The organism is Blautia stercoris (genome assembly GCF_054657695.1).
This window is the reverse complement of record NZ_BAAHYF010000002.1, coordinates 943049-959204: the sequence shown is the minus strand read 5'-3', so window position 1 is coordinate 959204 and position 16156 is coordinate 943049. Positions and strand designations below refer to the sequence as shown.

The following is a 16156-nucleotide window of genomic DNA, read 5'->3' as shown; positions in this document are numbered from 1 at the left end:
CTCCAATTTTATTTTTTTGTTTCATTATATCAGATTTCCTCTTTGCTTAAAAGCTATGTTATTCTGTACTTTTTTTACAAAATATGCTATTATTTTATTTTGTAAACTTTTATAAACCTATTAAAAGAGAGGAATACAAAAATGCTCCAAACAATTGAAGCAGTTAACTCTGCTGTAAACAACTTTATCTGGGGTGTGCCTGCCATGATTTGTATCATCGGTGTCGGTCTTTACTTAAGTATCCGTACCCGATTTTTGCAAATCCGCAAGTTCCCTTATGCAATCAAAACCACAATTGGACGTGTTTTCCGTAAAAGAGAGGCTTCTGATGGCGCAATGACTCCATTTCAGGCAGTCTGTACGGCACTTGCCGCCACAGTCGGTACCGGTAATATCGCCGGAGTTGCAGGTGCAATCGCAATCGGCGGTCCAGGTGCCGTATTCTGGATGTGGATTTCTGCTGCCCTTGGCATGTGCACTAAATTTTCAGAAGTTACCCTTGCAGTTCACTTCCGTGAAACCAACGCACGGGGAGAACTGATCGGCGGACCTATGTACTACATAAAAAATGGTCTTGGAAAGAACTGGAGATGGCTTGCTGCTTTATTCTCTCTTTTCGGTGTCTTAACTGTATTCGGCACCGGAAATGCTACACAGGTTAATACAATTACGACCGCCATCAATTCTGCATTATTAAATTATCATCTTATCAACGAAGATGCTGTTTCCACCAGCAATCTGATTATCGGTATTATCATTGCCATTTTAGTTGCCACTGTACTTCTTGGAGGCGTGAAACGAATTGGACGTGTAACGGAAAAACTTGTTCCATTTATGGCACTTATTTACATTGTACTGTCCCTTGGTGTGATTTTATTAAATTTAAACCGTGTACCTTCTGTTTTTGCTTCTATTGTTGAAGGTGCTTTTTCTCCGGCATCTGTAACCGGAGGTGTCGTAGGAAGCTTCTTCCTGAGCATGAAAAAAGGAGTCTCACGCGGTATTTTCTCAAATGAAGCAGGTCTTGGTACCGGTTCTATCGCTCATGCCTGTGCGGATACCAAAAAACCGGTAAAACAGGGATTTTTCGGTATCTTTGAGGTTTTTACAGATACAATTGTAATCTGTACTTTAACTGCACTGGTTATCTTATGCAGTGGAACCCCTGTCGGATACGGAGAAGCAGCCGGTGCTGAACTGACTATTTCCGGCTTTACTTCTACTTATGGAAACTGGGTTTCCATTTTCACTGCAATTGCACTCTGCTGTTTTGCATTTTCCACTATCATTGGATGGGGACTTTATGGTGCACGTTGCATTGAATATCTGTTAAAAGAAAAATCTATCAAACCATTTATGGTTGCTTATTCTCTGGTTGCCATTATCGGTGCAACTGCTGATTTAGGTCTGATGTGGAGTGTTGCTGAGACCTTTAACGGTCTGATGGCAATTCCAAACTTAATTGCTCTGTTCTTACTTTCCGGAACGGTGGCCCGTTTAGTTAAACAGTATTTTGAAACAGAAGGAAAAACCAATTAGTTTTTTCAATAAAAAAAGCCGAAAGCTTTAAGGGGTTACCTTAACCTCTCTCAGCTCTCGGCTTTTTTCTTACTCTTCCCGTTCTAATTGTTTCAGCAGATATCTTCCTACAATCCCTGAAAATCCTGCCACATCCCGAATATAGGCAAAATCTTTTCCAAAGATCTTTTTTTCTGCCGGTAAATCTTTCTCTTCTCCTGCAAATACTCCAAGCACACAAACACCTTTACTTCGTAATTTACGTACTTCAAATGCAGTATCTGAAATCGCATACTTTCCCTGATAGGGTTGTGGATTTCTTGCATTTGGACGGTTTAAAATCACATCATAAGGTCGTCCGTCACTTAGTACAATCAGAATCTTATGTTCCTCTTCCCGATTTAACAATTCATACCCTGCTGCCTTAATTGCCAACCCATCGCGGTTATTGGAAGACGTATTATATTCAAAAATATTTTCATTGGCACTTCTATCATCTTCATATTCCCGAAAACGGTGCAAAATCGTATAATCCCAGAAGGTGCAAAAACTCATAACCCGATGTGGAACATTTGCGATGCTCAATGCTTCACTTAAAATATATGCCTGCATCGCCACCTGCCCCTGCCGTTTTCTCTGTGAGCCACTTGCATCAATTAAAACATCCACTACAAAATCACTGTTATCGTGATTTAGTTTTCTTAAAAACACTCTTGAATCATGACTTCTTCCAATTCTCCAAAGACGTGACGGCACAATTCTTCCCCTGTCAGATATTGTTTCCTGTACTTCATCACGCATCACCAGTGCTTTTTTTAGCATATCTGAGAGCTGTCGGATGTTATTTTTCACCATCCTGTGATTGTTATAATATTCATAGCGGTTTTTATCTCGCTGTTTTTTTGCATACTCATACTGATAATTACGAAGAACCGCATGTTTTAATACTCCTTCTGTAAAATACAGACTGCAGTCACTGTGAATTCCACGACATAATAACAGGTTTCGTCTTTTCTCTTCAGTTTCAGAAAGATATCCAATTCCGTAATTTCGCTGAACGTAACTGTGCATCTTAGAAAGTGCCTCTTCATCTACAACCAAAATTTTCTTTTTCTGACTTGTCTCTTCTTCGGATTCTTCTTTCTTTGTCTCCTGGTTTAATTCCATTTTATCCAAATTGGTCATTGCTTCATTTATATGTTCCAGATAGGTGCCAAAGCTCTCTTCTAATGCCTCTTCTTCCAGATAATCTTTCCAGGAAAACTCGGCAAGCTCTTCCAGCGAAACTGCAAGTACCGTTTCAAGATTTCCATAACGTTTTTCAAAATTAGGATCTACCATAGCGTTATATAACTTATCTATCGTGTGAATCAGCTCTATCGTTTCTTTTGCATCAGAAAGTGCCTGAACCTGTTCCATAAATGCTCTCATCCGGTTTGTAGCAGGCTCAGAACCGTTTAAACATTCTTTAAACAGCATTAGCTTCAAACGCCCTGGCTCAGAAGCTGCAAGGCGTGAAAAATCCATTTCCAGTATATCTTCAAGCGCCTCTTTTCGGATTTCTTTGATTCCTTCCCGCTCTTTTGTAATCCGCTCGGCTACCGACCATTCAATACAAAGCTGTGCAAGGCTCATAAGAGGCCCTTCTTCCCCATGCAGATAGATTTTCTTCATTAAGTATAAAGAAAGCTCTTCTCCGTTAAAATAACGTGCAAATGCGCCCTGTTTGATTCCGTCATAAAGCCCAACTGCATGAGAACGATGATAACTCTCAATGTCTGGTTTTACATCCAGCGTATAATCTCCACTTACCGTCCAAATCAGATTTTTGATCCGGTTTTCTAATTCCAATTCAAATTCTTCTCTCATTCAAATACATCCCCTGGATTCCAGGACTCCGGTATTCTTGTCATTACGACATCCTGCACAATTTCCTTCTCAAAAATATCAAAGCATTTATTTACAACTCCCATTTTCACTGCGAGGGACGGTTTTAATCCGCAGGAAATCGTGCGCAGTGCCCCAATCATCCCTCGCAAATCCAATGCTTTTGTTGTAATCTCGCTGTTATCTGCCTTTAACTGCAAATCCAAGAAGAGTCCAATCCATTGCTTTAACGCTTCCTCTTTGATAGTTGGAAATTTCGTTTTAAAAACGTACTCAAGTGTCTCTTCATTCTGACCCGGCATATCTATCACAAGGAAGCGGGAAACTAATGCTTCATTTAACTCTTTTGTTCCTGCATAACCATAATTCATCGTTCCGATAAAACGTGTTGCGTCGTCCATCTCAATTTTATCATATCCCGGCACATCAATACTTCTTCTATGATCGAGGGTAGCATGTAAAACGGAGACTGCATCATTTTTTGCCATATTAATCTCATCAAGGATTCCAAAACCACCATATTCGGCACAGCGGTAGATACTTCCTTTTCTTAATTTGACTTCATTATTTTCAAAGGTATCTGTACCAATTAAATCTCCACTGTCTGTATTGACATGAAAGGAAATATTATAAACCGGTCTTGCGAAAATCCATGCCAGATTCTCAGCCAGTATGTTTTTACCGGTTGCCTTTGGTCCTGTTAAGAGCAGATTTTCTCCCTTTAATAAAGTTGCAATTCCCATCTCTAATACTTCTTTTCCAAAAAATGCCATATCTGGCTTTATAATACGGTTTTTCACCCTCTCATCCACTTTATGTTCCGCACGAAATTCTGCAACCGCTTCAATCAATCCCTTATCTACTTTTTGTTCCTCTAAAACCTTAAGTTCTTGTTCCATTTTCTCCATCCTGTATTTTTTTACTTTTATTCTATTCTATTTCACCATATCCATCTGTTGGATTTCCAACATTTTTGAAAATCAGGCGCTACACTTATCATAGAATAAATTTTTCATATAACTAGAAAAGGCATCTGGATTTTCCAAATACCCTTTCTTTTTTCTCAATTTCTATTTTTATACATCAAATAATAAATCACCATAAGATGGCATCGGCCACATATCTTTGTCAACAATCATCTCAAGTTCATCAACCGGTGTACGAAGTGCTTCCATTGACGGCATTACTTTTTCATGATAGAACATTGCACTTTCTTTTCCTTCTTCTTTGGTCAGTGCTTCTTCTGTTACTTTCTTTAATTCATTTAATGCATCTTTTGTTTTCTTTAATAAGGCAGAAGTTTCTCTTAAGAGTTCTGTCTGTACTTCTACTTCTAAAACACCTGCTGCAACAACCGCATTAATAGAATCTGCAAGCTGTCTTGTATATTTAATTACTGCCGGAATAATCTGTTTGCTTGCCACATCAATCATAGTCTTAGCTTCAATATTGATTGCTTTTGAGTAAGCTTCGTATTTAATTTCTTTTCTGGATTCCAGTTCTGCTTTTGTAAATACACCAAATTTTTCAAACAATTCAATGGTCTGTTCGCTTGTCAGTGCTTCTACTGCATCTACCATACATCCGATGTTTGGAAGTCCTCTTCGTTTTGCTTCTTCCACCCATTCATCTGAATAACCATTTCCATTAAATACAATTCTCTGATGCTCAGTAAAGTTTTTCTTTATCAAATCATGTACAGCCATATCAACGTCTTCTGCATTTTCCAGTACATCGCAGACTTCTTTAAACGCTTCCGCTACGATTGTATTTAAGACAACATTTGCCGGTGCAATAGAATCTCTTGAACCAACCATACGAAATTCGAATTTATTACCGGTAAATGCAAATGGTGACGTACGGTTTCTATCGGTTGTATCACGCATAAATTCCGGAATGGATTTTACACCTGTCTCTAATTTTTCACTTCCGATACTGTGGTCAGCCATACCTGTTGTAATCAGCTGATTCATAACGTCAGTCAGCTGAGTTCCCAAAAATACAGAAATAATAGCCGGAGGTGCCTCATTTGCGCCAAGGCGGTGGTCATTTCCAACATCGGCTGCCGACTCACGAAGCAGAGCTGCATGTTTATCTACCGCTTTTAAAATACAGCTTAATACCAGTAAAAACTGCACATTTTCATGCGGTGTATTTCCAGGCTCTAACAAATTCACACCTGTATCTGTTGTCAAGGACCAGTTATTATGTTTTCCGGAACCATTGACTCCTGCAAACGGCTTCTCATGAAGCAGGCATTTCATTCCATGCTGGCTTGCAACACGTTTTAAGGTCTGCATAATAATCTGATTGTGGTCTACTTCCACATTGACTTCCGCATAAATCGGAGCTAACTCATGCTGTGCCGGAGCAACCTCATTATGCTGTGTTTTAGAAGTTACGCCCAATCTCCATAATTCTTCATTTACATGCTTCATATATCCGGAGATTTTCTGACGGATTGTTCCAAGATAATGATCATCCAGTTCCTGACCTTTTGGCGGCATTGCACCAAATAAGGTACGACCTGTGAAAGTCAAATCTTTTCTCTGCATAAATTTCTTCTCGTCAACCAGAAAATATTCCTGTTCTGCACCTACAGAAGGAATGACTTTTTTTGCAGTTGTGTCTCCAAACAGACGGATCAGACGCATTGCCTGTTTATCAATTGCCTGCATCGAACGAAGCAGCGGAGTTTTCTGGTCAAGTGCCTCTCCTGTATAAGAACAGAATGCGGTTGGAATACATAAGGTTGCCCCTGCTGCATCATGTCTTACAAATGCCGGTGAAGTACAATCCCATGCTGTATATCCTCTGGCTTCAAATGTCGCACGAAGACCGCCTGATGGAAAAGATGATGCATCCGGTTCACCTTTAATCAGTTCCTTTCCTGAAAAGCTCATAAGGACTTTTCCTGATGGAAGCGGTGCAGTAATGAACGAATCATGTTTCTCGGCTGTTACTCCGGTAAGCGGCTGAAACCAATGTGTATAATGTGTTGCACCTTTTTCAATCGCCCATTCTTTCATCTCATGTGCAATGACATCTGCCATCTCAAGAGACAATTCTTTTCCCTCCAGAATTGTCTGTTTTAATTCCTTATATACTTTTTTTGGAAGTCGCTGCTGCATAACAGAATCGTTAAACACATCTTCTCCAAAAATTTCAGTGACTTTAATGTTTTCACTCATTCGACTATCCTCCTGTATTATGTGCCTAAAAGCTGTTTCTACGATACCTCATATAAGAAAAAAAAGCAAGTGGAATTTTCAGATATCGCTTACCAAAATGCAAAGAAAGCTAAAAGTAAAAGACAAATCCCACCAACCCAGGACAAATCTTTTTTATAAAACTTTGCACAGCGTTTTCCAAGTTTCCACCCGATTTCCATCATAAAAATCCCCCAAAGAAATGCCCCTGCAATCAGCATCCAGCGTACTCCTTCTAAAAGTCCTGCTCCCATTCCAACTGCCACGCTGTCAATAGACAGTGCCACTGCCAGAATAATCCCACTCATAAAATTTAATTTTCTTGTTTTTTTCGTCATATTCTGCTTTTGTATCTGAACAGAGTGATAAATCTGGTATCCTCCCATTCCACCAAGTAAAACTCCTGCCAGAACATCTGTTGTCCTGCCTTCGATAAAATGAGAAAAACCATTTCCTATCCAGACCGCCATTCCCAACATTCCGCTCATAACCAGATTCATCCCTGCAACTACCGAAAATGAAATCTTAATACGGCTTGCCCCATACGAAAAACTGACCATGAATGAATCCATGGTCAGTGCAAAAATCAATATACTGTTTTTCAAAAAATCCTCTATATTCATATCCGTTCAGCATCCACTTTTTTTATTATACTATGATAATAAAAAGAAAAAGTCCGATGCCTTTTACGTTTTATTTACTGATACAGCATAAATTAAGCAGCTGCTATATTGACGCCAAGTGATTTTCTGCTATACAAGGCAAAAGAATAAAACATCAGGCAAGTCAATATGGTAGTTACTTAATATTCCCTGTATTAGCTTGAATCAACGGCACTTTCTCATCTTTTTTCAATATAATGTTCACCGCATGATTCATATTTTGGATTTCCACCTCTCGATGTTCTCCACCAAATTCTCCATCCAAAGTCCAGGAAATCTGTGTCTCCGAAGTAATTTTAAGGTAAGAAGTCTTAAAAGACTCAATGTTGGAAGTATCCGCTCCTCCTAAAAGAGCTGTAATAATCTCATTTAACTCCAGAATATTTTTCGGACGACGTATCAGTAATACTTCAAACACACCATCATCCAGCAATACATCTGGTCCGGTTAGTTTTCGGAATCCACCAACGGATGTCGCATTGCTGACCATTCCGAAAATAAAATCTCCCTCGAAACTGGTATCCTTTGTTTCTACCTTAAGCTGATAAGAAGCAATATTAAATAATCTCTGTGTTCCTTCTAATATATAGGCTGCATGTCCTAAAATATTTTTTAAGTCCTGATTAGTCTCATAAGAAACATCTGTAAATAAACCAAATGCTGCAATATAAACAAAAAAGTCATCATTAAATTTCCCGACATCAAAAGCATGTGGAATGCCCTCTACAATATCTGTAGCCGCCTGTAACATATTTTTTGAAACATGAAGACTATTTGCAAAATCATTCGTACTTCCTGCCGGTATGTAACCAAGTAACGTTTTATGATTTCCCTCCATCAATCCTGTTACCACTTCATCAAGAGTCCCATCTCCTCCACTTGCCACAATCAGGTCGAAATCCCCTGCTCTTTTTTTCGCAACCCGAAGTCCATCCTGATATGCCTGGGTAGAATGTACTGTTACCTCATATCCGCCTTTTATAAAAATATCTATAATATCAATCAGACGTGATTTAATACTTCCTTTTCCTGCTCTTGCATTAAAAATAAACAGTAATTTTTTTTCCATACGTCTTTCTCCTATAGAACTTTACTTTTCTAATTGATAGAACACCACTTTGTACAAGTATAAAATCAGGACAATACAAAAAAGAACATACAATTCCGGTGCAGCCATACTGTTACCGGAGGTATGTTCTTTTTACTTCAGCCTAAGGCTGCATTATCTTTTCAATTTGTCCACAACTGAAATTATACTAATTCTAATACAACTTCCATTGCTGCATCGCCCTTACGTGGTCCGATTTTGATAATTCTTGTGTAACCACCGTTACGGTCAACGTATTTTGGAGCGATTTCTGTAAACATTTTATCTACCATGTCTACATCTTTTGTATTTTTCTTTCTACCAGCAGCAGCTGTTGGAACTTCTTTTACCGGGTAGAAAACTTTTAACATCTGTCTTCTGGCATGTAATCTGGACGGAGCATCTTTTTTGATTTCTTTCTGAACTTCGTCATATACAGTTACTTTTTTACCATCAACAACTTCTTTTACTCTTTTTCCACTTTCGTCTTTACGAGCAACTTTTGCAGTTACTGTAACAGTTTCAAAGTTGTCTTTTTCTTTCACTGCCATTGCAATAAGACCTTCCGCAATTTTGCGAACTTCTTTTGCTCTGGTTTCAGTTGTAACGATTTTTCCATGATATAACAGGCTTGTTACCTGGCTTCTCAGTAACGCTTTTCTCTGGTCAGATGTTCTGCCTAATTTTCTATATTTAGCCATTTTAATATTTCCTCCATTTGTGGAACAATGAGCCATGCTTCTTCGGTCTTACTGGCTCATTGCTTATATTCCATAAATTCTCTTTACTTGGTTTACTCATCACTTGGGTTCAACTGTAAACCTAACTCTTTTAATTTTGCAAGTACTTCTTCAAGTGATTTACGTCCGAGATTACGAACTTTCATCATATCATCTGAAGTACGGTTGCAAAGTTCTTCTACTGTATTAATGCCTGCACGTTTTAAGCAGTTATAAGAACGAACAGATAACTCTAATTCATCAATGTTCATTTCGAGAACTTTTTCTTTTTCATTATCTTCTTTCTCAATCATGACCTCTGCTGTTTTTGCACTTTCAGACAGGTCAATAAAGAGGCTTAAATGCTCGCTCAGGACTTTTGCTGCAAGACTGACTGCCTCATCAGCATCCAAAGTACCATTGGTATAAATATCCAGTGTCAGTTTATCAAAGTCTGTAACCTGTCCAACACGGGTATTTTCAACAGTCATATTTACACGCTCTACCGGAGTATAAATTGCATCAACTGCAATCACACCAATCGGCATGTCGTCCGTTTTTCCTTTATCAGAGCTAACATATCCACGACCTTTTGTAATTGTAAGTTCTGCATTAAACTTACATCCTGCTCCACCATTCAATGTAGCAATTACCTGATCCGGATTCAGGATTTCAATATCCTGATCTGCCTGGATATCTGCGCCCTTAACAACGCCTTCTCCATCAAACTCAATATATGCAGTTTTTGGTTCTGCGCTGTCACTTGTGTTCTTAATTGCCAGGTTTTTCAGATTCATGATAATCTCTGTCATATCTTCTTTTACACCTGGAATGGAACTGAATTCATGCAGAACACCATCAATTTTAACCTGGCTTACAGCAGCACCTGGTAAGGAAGAAAGCATAATTCTTCTTAAAGAGTTGCCGAGTGTAATACCATAACCTCTTTCAAGTGGTTCCACAACAAATTTCCCATATCTCTTATCATCAGACATTTCTGTGATTTGAATTTTGGGTTTGTTAAAATCGAACATGCAAAGCCCTCCTTGCTACGTGCATCTTATTTAGAATATAATTCGACGATTAACATCTCATCAACCGGTACGTCGATTTCTTCTCTTGTAGGAAGTGCTTTCACTTCGCCTTTCAGAGCTTCCTGATCAACATCTAACCAAGCCGGTACAAGACGTCCGCCTGTTACTTCCACGATATCTTTGTATCTCTGGGAAGATTTACATTTTTCTTTAATTTCGATAACATCGCCAACTTTTACAAGGTAAGATGGGATATTAACCTGTTTTCCGTTAACCATTACATGTTTGTGGTCAACAATCTGTCTAGCTTCTTTTCTTGTTCTGGCAAGACCAAGACGGAAAACTACATTGTCCAGACGAGTTTCCAGCATAATCATCAGGTTTTCACCAGTCTGACCCTGTTTCTGGTCAGCTTTTTTATAGTAGTTACGGAAAGGTTTTTCCAGAACACCATAGATGAATTTTGCTTTCTGTTTTTCTCTTAACTGAAGTCCGTATTCGGACATTTTTCTATTTGCTCTTTTTAACTGTCTTGTTGATTTTTTGTCAATTCCTAAATAAATCGGATCAAGACCAAGGGATCTACATCTTTTAAGAACTGGTACTCTATTCACTGCCATGATTAATTAACCTCCTAATTAGACTCTTCTACGTTTTGGTGGACGGCAACCGTTATGTGGTACCGGTGTTACGTCGCAGATGCTTGTAACTTCCAGACCGCAGGCAGACAGCGCACGGATTGCTGCTTCTCTTCCTGAACCTGGTCCTTTTACGAAAACGTCAACAGTCTTAAGACCATGAATTAATGCTGCTTTTGTAGCAGTCTCTGCAGCCATCTGTGCTGCATAAGGAGTAGATTTCCTTGAACCTTTAAATCCCAGACCACCTGCACTTGCCCATGATAAAGCATTTCCTTCAGCATCTGTCAATGTAACGATTGTATTGTTGAAAGATGACTGGATATGTGCCTGTCCGCGTTCAACGTTTTTCTTAACACGCTTTTTTGTCACTTTTTTTGTAACTTTAGCCATTTCTAAACTAACCTACTTTCTCAAATATTTCAAATCATCATGTTATCATTTGCTTTAATTTTTCATCTAAAATTTAAAGCTTAATTATTTTTTCTTATTAGCAACAGTTCTCTTCGGACCTTTTCTTGTTCTGGCATTTGTTTTTGTCTTCTGTCCACGAACAGGAAGTCCTTTTCTATGACGGATTCCTCTGTAGCATCCGATTTCCTGTAATCTCTTGATGTTAAGAGCGATTTCTCTTCTTAAATCACCTTCTACATTGATGTTTAATTCATCAATTGCATCACGGATTTTACCAACTTCTTCGTCAGTTAAATCTCTGCAACGAGTATCAGGATTAATTCCTGCCTGCTCTAAGATACGGTCAGCACTTGTTCTACCAATTCCGTAGATATAAGTCAGACCAATTTCAACACGTTTTTCTCTTGGTAAGTCTACACCAGCTATACGAGCCATGTACTTGTTCCTCCATTGTTCTAATAAATATTGTTCCTAATTGAGACACATTGAAAATGACGGTTTCATGTGTCCAGCCGCAAATAAATTTCACACAGCCTTTCCGAATCATACAGTCCGGTATTAAGCAATATTCTGCAATCATCCTCTCGGTAGGACGACAAACGTGATAATATTACTATATTTAATCAGTATAAACAACGCATCCACGTGGTTCATACTGCAGCCGCACTAAAATAAAACTACACAAACTTTTCCTCGTCTAATTAACCCTGACGCTGTTTGTGTTTCGGGTTTTCACAGATAATTCTGATGCTACCTTTTCTTTTGATAACTTTGCATTTTTCGCAAATCGGTTTTACAGATGCTCTTACCTTCACGGAATAACCCTCCTTTCGTATTTTTGCTGTGCTCTGATTCGAGGGCAAAAATGCCCGAGCACAAAAGTACGCTTTATATAATAGCACTACTTACATAAGATTGCAAGTGTTTTTTTCAAATTTTTAGCTGCATATCTTTGTACTTTTTTCAGTACAGATATGCAGCTATTCTTGTCTGTAATCTTATTTATCTCTCCAGATAATTCTGCCTTTGCTCAAATCATACGGAGACATTTCAATTGTTACTTTATCTCCCGGAAGAATTCGAATAAAGTTCATTCTCAGTTTTCCACTGATATGAGCCAGAATTACGTGTTTGTTTTCCAGTTCCACTTTGAACATTGCATTTGGTAATTTTTCCAGCACTGTTCCTTCTACTTCAATAACATCTGCTTTTGACATAAATCAAACCTCCTGTCCGCTTTTGCGGTTTTTCAATACTCTCTTGATACGCTCATTTGTTAATTCATTTCCCTCATCGAGAAGCTTCTGGATTTCGGGAGCAATTTCATAGGCGACCTGAATATGTTTTACTTTTTTCTTTTTCTGGTTTTCAATTGTACGGATTTTTCCGTCTGCCAGATAAACATATTCACCTTCTGCTTTCATTATCATGTATCTTTTTCCTGTATCATGACCGGCAAGTGATACAGCCGTCATTCCGGTTCCAAGTTTTTTCATTAAACCGAACCTCCTATTTTGTAAAAGTGAGAATTTCCGGCTCACCATCCGTAATTAATACAGTATTTTCATAATGTGCAGAAAGGGAGCCATCCTCTGTTACAACGGTCCAGTCATCATCTAACCATTCTACATCGGCTCTGCCCTGATTAATCATTGGTTCAATCGCAAGAGTCATTCCTGCCTGCAGTTTCAGTCCTCTTCGTCTCTGACGGAAATTCGGAATTTCAGGGTCTTCATGAAGACTTGTTCCGATTCCGTGTCCAACTAGATCGCGCACGACTCCGTAACCGAATTTTTCTGCATAAGCACCGATTGCTGCGGAGATTTCATATAAATGATTTCCTGCTTTTGCAAATTTAATTCCTTCAAAGAAACTCTGTCTGGTTACATCAATGAGCTGTTGTGCTTCTTTTGATATTGTTCCTACAGCATGTGTTCTTGCTGCATCTGAATGATATCCCTGATAAATCAGACCTGCATCCAGACTTACAATATCACCATCCTGAAGAATTCTGTTTGCTTTTGGAATTCCATGGACTACTTCATCATTAACTGAGACACAGATGGATGCCGGATATCCATTATAATGAAGGAAGTTTGGAATACATCCCATCTGACGGATAATCTTTTCACCTAACTGGTCAATCTCAAGAGTAGAAACTCCTGGACGGATGAAGTTTTCAAGTTCATCGTGTACCTGCTCTAAAAGCCTTCCGGCTTCACGCATTTTTTCAATTTCTCTGGCAGTTTTTATCGTTACTGACATTTTTACGCTCCTAAAATCTCGACGATTGCCTGGAATACATCTTCCATATCAACAGTACCGTCTACTTCTTTTAACACACCGGATTTAGTATAGTAATCAATTAACGGCTGTGTCTGATCATGGTAAACTCCAAGGCGTTTCTGTACGGTTTCCGGTTTGTCATCGTCTCTTAACACTAATTTTTCACCGCAGGCATCGCAGACTCCATCTACTTTTGTCGGATTGTATTTAATATGATAAGTTGCACCGCATCCAACACAGGCTCTTCTTCCTGACATACGGTTTACAATGTTTTCATCCGGAACCTCCACATTAATTGCAAAATCCACTTTTTCTCCTCTTTTTTCAAGAGCAGCGTCCAGGCATTCTGCCTGCGGAATGGTTCTTGGGAAGCCATCTAAGATATAACCGTCTTTACAGTCATCCTGTCCAACACGGTCAATTACTAAATCTACCGTTAATTCATCCGGAACTAACAGACCCTGGTCCATATAAGTTTTCGCTTTTTTACCAAGCTCTGTTCCATTTTTGATATTTGCGCGGAAAATATCTCCTGTAGAAATATGAGGAATGTGATATTTTTCTGCGATTTTCTTTGCCTGTGTACCTTTTCCGGCACCAGGTGCCCCCAACATAATAATTTTCATACGCTTTTCCCTTTCTGTAATGCTTTTTTACTCTTTTTTTACATTTTCCTTATATAGCATTTTAGTGCACCCACAAAAGTGGGTACACTTCCATAATGTTATGCCTATTCACTTAAAAAACCTTTATAATTGCGTACCAACATACGTGATTCAATTTGTTTAAGAGTTTCCAGTACAACACCGACTACGATGATGATGGAAGTTCCGCCAAATGAAACATTTGCACCGAATACACCGTTGAAGAAAAACGGAATAACTGCTACAATTGTAAGTCCGGCAGCTCCAATAAAGATAATGTAATTCAAGATATTCTCGAGATACTCCTGTGTTGGCTTTCCAGGACGAATTCCAGGAATAAAGCCACCCTGCTTTTTCATGTTATCTGCAACTTCCATCGGATTAAATGTGATAGAAGTATAAAAATAAGCAAAGAAAATAACAAGTACGATATAAAGAATAAGACCAATTGAATATACCGGTTCATCCGGATTAAACCAATTACTGGAAGAAAGTCCTTTTAAAATCTTGCTTCCGATTCCTGTACCGTTGCCTTTATTTAAAAAGCTGGCGATAATAACCGGAAAAGACATCAAAGAAGAAGCAAAAATGATTGGAATAACACCGGCAGTATTTACTTTCAGTGGAATATTACTGGACTGTCCACCCATCATTTTTCTTCCTACCATTTTCTTGGAATATTGAACTGGTATTCTTCTTTCTGCACCATTCAGGATAAGTACCATAACGACTACCAGAATAATGATTGCCGCTATAATGATTACTGACAAACCACCTCTTGCGATGGTTTTGCCTTTTACGAATTTGTCAAACAAAGTAACCAAATCACTTGGTATTCTGGAAACGATGTTAATCATAAGTACGATAGAAATACCATTTCCTACACCTTTTTCCGTAATCTGCTCGCCAATCCACATTAACATAGCAGAACCGGCTGTCAAAGTGGCAACCGCAACAACTACGCTTGTGAAATTCATGTTTGTAAGCCATCCTCTGTTTCCAAATCCGATTGCCATTGTAACGGACTGGAACAGCGCTAAAGCTATTGTCACATAACGAGTGATGGCAGTCATTTTCTTTCTGCCCTCTTCTCCATCACGCTGCATTTCTTCCAGCTTCGGAATCGCAATCGTCAAAAGCTGAATGATAATGGATGATGTAATGTACGGTGTAATACTCAATGCAAAAATAGACATGGTCTCGAAAGACCCACCTGTAAATGCATTGAAAAAGTTAAACGCATCGTTTGACTGATTTGCAAACAATTGTTTAAAGAAATCTCTGTCAACGCCCGGTATTGGCAGCTGTGAGCCAATACGGACGATAACAAGCATTAACACTACATAGTAAATTCGACGTCTTACATCTTTTATCTTAAAAGCATTTTTAAGAGTCTCAAGCATTAGATCACCTCGACAGTTCCACCTGCAGCTTCAATTTTTGTTTTAGCGCTTTCACTTACAGCGTTAACTTTTACATTAACTTTCTTTGTAACTTCACCGTTACCAAGAAGTTTAACGCCATCTCCAAGACGAGAGATTGCACCTGAAGCAAGTAATGCTGCTGGTGTTACCTCAGCTCCGTCTTCGAATCTGTTTAATTCGCTTACGTTGATTGCAACGATATCTTTAGAATTTCTACATTTGAAGCCTCTCTTAGGAAGTCTTCTGTATAAAGGCATCTGACCACCTTCAAAACCTGGTCTCTTAGCGCCTGAACGTGCTTTCTGACCTTTATGGCCTTTACCTGCTGTTTTACCATTTCCTGAACCATGTCCACGACCTCTTCTGAAGTTGTCGCTCTGTCTGGAACCTTCAGCTGGTTTTAAGTTTGATAAATCCATGATGGCACCTCCTTCTTAATGATTAGATTTCTTCTACTTTAACCATGTGTCTTACCTGACGAATCATACCACGAACAGATTCATTATCAGGCATTTCCACTGTTTTGTTTAATTTTCTTAAACCTAAAGCTTCTACTGTTTTTTTGTTTTTCGGAACAGCACCGATTGTAGATTTCACCAGAGTGATTCTTAATTTATCTGCCATTTTTCAGTCC

Annotated in this window: 19 protein-coding genes; 1 reads left to right on the top strand and 18 read right to left on the bottom strand. The window is 38.8% G+C overall.

The features are described from left to right. Positions 1-141: 141 nt before the first annotated feature. The gene (locus ACYQ2D_RS14210) at positions 142-1539 is read left to right on the top strand and encodes an alanine/glycine:cation symporter family protein (RefSeq protein WP_022303876.1); all 1398 of its coding nucleotides are present in this window, start codon (positions 142-144) and stop codon (positions 1537-1539) included. A gap of 69 nt (positions 1540-1608) precedes the next feature. Here ACYQ2D_RS14210 and ACYQ2D_RS14205 read toward each other — a convergent pair whose 3' ends face one another. From ACYQ2D_RS14205 to rpmD, 18 genes are all read right to left on the bottom strand, one after another. Beyond that, positions 1609-3387, bottom strand: coding sequence for a cobaltochelatase CobT-related protein (locus ACYQ2D_RS14205; protein WP_459785886.1), 1779 nt, complete (start codon positions 3385-3387; stop codon positions 1609-1611). Continuing rightward, entirely contained in the window at positions 3384-4304 is a 921-nt protein-coding gene (locus ACYQ2D_RS14200) for an AAA family ATPase (protein ID WP_117457298.1), read from the bottom strand. Before ACYQ2D_RS14200 ends, ACYQ2D_RS14205 begins: the two co-directional genes overlap by 4 nt. A gap of 177 nt (positions 4305-4481) precedes the next feature. Further along, complete coding sequence (locus ACYQ2D_RS14195; RefSeq protein ID WP_022303879.1) at positions 4482-6596, bottom strand: glutamine synthetase III family protein; 2115 nt, start codon at positions 6594-6596, stop codon at positions 4482-4484. A gap of 89 nt (positions 6597-6685) precedes the next feature. Then, a complete protein-coding gene (locus ACYQ2D_RS14190; protein WP_117457297.1) occupies positions 6686-7237 on the bottom strand; it encodes a manganese efflux pump MntP in 552 nt (183 codons plus the stop codon). 175 nt (positions 7238-7412) lie between these two features. Beyond that, a complete protein-coding gene (locus ACYQ2D_RS14185; protein ID WP_022303881.1) occupies positions 7413-8345 on the bottom strand; it encodes a diacylglycerol/lipid kinase family protein in 933 nt (310 codons plus the stop codon). A 182-nt stretch (positions 8346-8527) separates the two neighbouring features. Further along, on the bottom strand, positions 8528-9064 hold the full coding sequence (rplQ, locus tag ACYQ2D_RS14180) for a 50S ribosomal protein L17 (RefSeq protein WP_117457296.1): 537 nt from the start codon (positions 9062-9064) through the stop codon (positions 8528-8530). A gap of 92 nt (positions 9065-9156) precedes the next feature. Then, positions 9157-10116 carry a DNA-directed RNA polymerase subunit alpha gene (locus tag ACYQ2D_RS14175; protein WP_117457295.1) on the bottom strand — a complete coding sequence of 320 codons (960 nt, stop codon included), beginning with the start codon at positions 10114-10116 and terminating at the stop codon, positions 9157-9159. A 26-nt stretch (positions 10117-10142) separates the two neighbouring features. Further along, a complete protein-coding gene (gene rpsD / locus ACYQ2D_RS14170; RefSeq protein ID WP_022303884.1) occupies positions 10143-10736 on the bottom strand; it encodes a 30S ribosomal protein S4 in 594 nt (197 codons plus the stop codon). An 18-nt stretch (positions 10737-10754) separates the two neighbouring features. Beyond that, positions 10755-11147 carry a 30S ribosomal protein S11 gene (gene rpsK / locus ACYQ2D_RS14165; protein ID WP_022303885.1) on the bottom strand — a complete coding sequence of 131 codons (393 nt, stop codon included), beginning with the start codon at positions 11145-11147 and terminating at the stop codon, positions 10755-10757. 84 nt (positions 11148-11231) lie between these two features. Further along, positions 11232-11603 (bottom strand): 30S ribosomal protein S13, encoded by a 372-nt coding sequence (rpsM, locus tag ACYQ2D_RS14160; protein WP_022303886.1) that lies wholly within the window; start codon positions 11601-11603, stop codon positions 11232-11234. Between the two features lie 266 nt (positions 11604-11869). After that, positions 11870-11983: a 50S ribosomal protein L36 gene (gene rpmJ, locus ACYQ2D_RS14155; protein ID WP_021915989.1), complete on the bottom strand. Its 114-nt coding sequence runs from the start codon at positions 11981-11983 to the stop codon at positions 11870-11872. Positions 11984-12166: 183 nt separating this feature from the next. Beyond that, positions 12167-12385 (bottom strand): translation initiation factor IF-1, encoded by a 219-nt coding sequence (infA, locus tag ACYQ2D_RS14150; RefSeq protein ID WP_003022750.1) that lies wholly within the window; start codon positions 12383-12385, stop codon positions 12167-12169. A 3-nt stretch (positions 12386-12388) separates the two neighbouring features. Then, the gene (locus ACYQ2D_RS14145; RefSeq protein ID WP_022303887.1) at positions 12389-12664 is read right to left on the bottom strand and encodes a KOW domain-containing RNA-binding protein; all 276 of its coding nucleotides are present in this window, start codon (positions 12662-12664) and stop codon (positions 12389-12391) included. A 13-nt stretch (positions 12665-12677) separates the two neighbouring features. Beyond that, positions 12678-13433, bottom strand: coding sequence for a type I methionyl aminopeptidase (gene map, locus ACYQ2D_RS14140; protein ID WP_022303888.1), 756 nt, complete (start codon positions 13431-13433; stop codon positions 12678-12680). Between the two features lie 2 nt (positions 13434-13435). Next, on the bottom strand, positions 13436-14080 hold the full coding sequence (locus tag ACYQ2D_RS14135) for an adenylate kinase (RefSeq protein ID WP_459785884.1): 645 nt from the start codon (positions 14078-14080) through the stop codon (positions 13436-13438). A 104-nt stretch (positions 14081-14184) separates the two neighbouring features. Next, on the bottom strand, positions 14185-15501 hold the full coding sequence (secY, locus tag ACYQ2D_RS14130; RefSeq protein ID WP_022303890.1) for a preprotein translocase subunit SecY: 1317 nt from the start codon (positions 15499-15501) through the stop codon (positions 14185-14187). Then, on the bottom strand, positions 15501-15941 hold the full coding sequence (rplO, locus tag ACYQ2D_RS14125) for a 50S ribosomal protein L15 (protein WP_117457294.1): 441 nt from the start codon (positions 15939-15941) through the stop codon (positions 15501-15503). Before rplO ends, secY begins: the two co-directional genes overlap by 1 nt. 22 nt (positions 15942-15963) lie before the next feature. Continuing rightward, on the bottom strand, positions 15964-16146 hold the full coding sequence (gene rpmD, locus ACYQ2D_RS14120) for a 50S ribosomal protein L30 (protein WP_022303892.1): 183 nt from the start codon (positions 16144-16146) through the stop codon (positions 15964-15966). Between the last annotated feature and the right edge of the window lie 10 nt (positions 16147-16156).

Coding starts and splice junctions, on each gene's coding strand:
- ACYQ2D_RS14210 (WP_022303876.1), top strand. CDS start 142: ATGCTCCAAACAATTGAAGCAGTTAACTCTGCTGTAAACAACTTTATC.
- ACYQ2D_RS14205 (WP_459785886.1), bottom strand. CDS start 3,387: ATGAGAGAAGAATTTGAATTGGAATTAGAAAACCGGATCAAAAATCTG.
- ACYQ2D_RS14200 (WP_117457298.1), bottom strand. CDS start 4,304: ATGGAACAAGAACTTAAGGTTTTAGAGGAACAAAAAGTAGATAAGGGA.
- ACYQ2D_RS14195 (WP_022303879.1), bottom strand. CDS start 6,596: ATGAGTGAAAACATTAAAGTCACTGAAATTTTTGGAGAAGATGTGTTT.
- ACYQ2D_RS14190 (WP_117457297.1), bottom strand. CDS start 7,237: ATGAATATAGAGGATTTTTTGAAAAACAGTATATTGATTTTTGCACTG.
- ACYQ2D_RS14185 (WP_022303881.1), bottom strand. CDS start 8,345: ATGGAAAAAAAATTACTGTTTATTTTTAATGCAAGAGCAGGAAAAGGA.
- rplQ (WP_117457296.1), bottom strand. CDS start 9,064: ATGGCTAAATATAGAAAATTAGGCAGAACATCTGACCAGAGAAAAGCG.
- ACYQ2D_RS14175 (WP_117457295.1), bottom strand. CDS start 10,116: ATGTTCGATTTTAACAAACCCAAAATTCAAATCACAGAAATGTCTGAT.
- rpsD (WP_022303884.1), bottom strand. CDS start 10,736: ATGGCAGTGAATAGAGTACCAGTTCTTAAAAGATGTAGATCCCTTGGT.
- rpsK (WP_022303885.1), bottom strand. CDS start 11,147: ATGGCTAAAGTTACAAAAAAAGTGACAAAAAAGCGTGTTAAGAAAAAC.
- rpsM (WP_022303886.1), bottom strand. CDS start 11,603: ATGGCTCGTATAGCTGGTGTAGACTTACCAAGAGAAAAACGTGTTGAA.
- infA (WP_003022750.1), bottom strand. CDS start 12,385: ATGTCAAAAGCAGATGTTATTGAAGTAGAAGGAACAGTGCTGGAAAAA.
- ACYQ2D_RS14145 (WP_022303887.1), bottom strand. CDS start 12,664: ATGAAAAAACTTGGAACCGGAATGACGGCTGTATCACTTGCCGGTCAT.
- map (WP_022303888.1), bottom strand. CDS start 13,433: ATGTCAGTAACGATAAAAACTGCCAGAGAAATTGAAAAAATGCGTGAA.
- ACYQ2D_RS14135 (WP_459785884.1), bottom strand. CDS start 14,080: ATGAAAATTATTATGTTGGGGGCACCTGGTGCCGGAAAAGGTACACAG.
- secY (WP_022303890.1), bottom strand. CDS start 15,501: ATGCTTGAGACTCTTAAAAATGCTTTTAAGATAAAAGATGTAAGACGT.
- rplO (WP_117457294.1), bottom strand. CDS start 15,941: ATGGATTTATCAAACTTAAAACCAGCTGAAGGTTCCAGACAGAGCGAC.
- rpmD (WP_022303892.1), bottom strand. CDS start 16,146: ATGGCAGATAAATTAAGAATCACTCTGGTGAAATCTACAATCGGTGCT.